General features: G+C 79.3%; 1 protein-coding gene. It reads right to left on the reverse strand.

Features of this window, described 5'->3' with window-relative positions:
• Positions 1-62: 62 nt before the first annotated feature.
• Complete coding sequence (locus HCJ92_RS24020; RefSeq protein WP_338054362.1) at positions 63-1,373, reverse strand: cell division protein PerM; 1,311 nt, start codon at positions 1,371-1,373, stop codon at positions 63-65.
• Between the last annotated feature and the right edge of the window lie 170 nt (positions 1,374-1,543).

Raw genomic sequence — 1,543 nt, forward strand, 5'->3', positions numbered from 1 at the left:
GACCACCGGCAGCAGCTCACCGACCTCCAGGTCGAGCCGTTCGACCTGGTCGTCGTCAACCTCTACCCCTTCCGTGAGACCGTCGCCTCCGGTGCGGCGCCCGCCTCCGGTTCCGGCTCCCGCACGTCGGCGCGGCGCTGGGGCCGGGGCACCCGGGCGGCGACGGCCCGACCGCCCCGCGCGGCGATCCCGCGCGCACCGACCGCGCCCTCGCTGATCACGGTCCGCGCGAAGTTCTCCCGGCGGAGGCGCCACGCGCGGGCGAGGAGCGCCGCCGGGGTGCCGAGCACCGCGACCCAGCCGAAGGCCGCCAGGCCGGTGAGCCAGGGAGAGGGGCCGAACTCCGCCAGATCCCCGGTACCCATGGCACCGCCCGCCAGGAGCGCCAGTACGGCGGCGCCGAGTCCGAGCAGCGCGGCGGCCAACCCCGCCGCGCAGGCGGTGTCGCCCGCCGAGGTGGCGGTGTCGCGGTCGGCGCGCACCGGCACCGCGGCACGCCCCAGGAAGAAGGCGGTGACCGACACCGCCGCCAGCGGCACCAGGGCGGAGAGTGCCAGGGTGAGCGGGGCGCCGCCCTCGCCGGGCAACGCGGCGAGCAGCGGGAACGGCGGCAGTCGCGGGTCGTCGGTGCCGGTCGCCAGCGGCGCGAGCGCGACGCCGCCCCCGACGGTGAACCCCGGGCCGAGGCCGTAGGCCGCCGCCCACACCGCCGCGTTCGGTACGAGTGCGCAGGCGAGCAGCAGCAGGGAGATGCGGCCCGACCAGTCCCCCGCGAGCTGGCCGAACAGGGCCTGCGCGGCGCCCGCGTGGCCCACCAGCGCGACGGCGGCGAGCACGGTGCCGACCCCGCACATCGCGGCCAGCCCCGCCGCCGCCGCGCGCGGGGCGTCGGTCTCCTGGAGCCACTGCGCCCGTCCGGGCAGCAGTGGCGGCCCCGTGTGCGACCACCCCGCGGTGACGGTCACCACCAGCGTGAACAGCGGGACGGCGACGGCGGCGGCGAGGGGATCGACGCTGACCGGGCCGTCGAGGGTGTAGACGACCCCCACGGCGGCGGCGACGAGGTAGCCGCCGGTGATCCACAGCGCGGTGGTCAGCGCTCGGCCGGGGCCGCTGTCCGCGGGGAGGGTCACCCGCACGGCACGGCGCAGCAGCCACCCGGGCACGAGGGCGAGCAGCAGCGGGGTGATGCCGATGGGCGCCGGGGTGCCGCCGAGCGTCTCGGCCCGGACGAGGGCGGCACCGTGCGCGAGGAGCCAGAGGTCCACGGCGAGTGCGGTGGCGTTGCCCGGGCCGTCGTCGGGGTGCGGCGAGACCGTCCAGAGCGAGAGCACGAGCACGGCGAGGGCTCCGGCCCCGAGCCCGGCAGCCACCAGTCCCTCGACGGCACACGCGCCGCCGGGGCGGAGGCCGCCGCCCGGCTCGGGAGGGTCGTCGTCCGTCCCCTGGAGGGGCCGGTGGCCGGAACGGCCGGCGGGGCGGTGGCCGGGACGGGCGGCGGGTCCGGCGGCACGGGGGGAGGCGCCCGCGCGCGGTGCGCGCG

The organism is Streptomyces spiramenti (assembly GCF_012034385.1).
Lineage (GTDB): Bacteria > Actinomycetota > Actinomycetes > Streptomycetales > Streptomycetaceae > Streptomyces > Streptomyces spiramenti.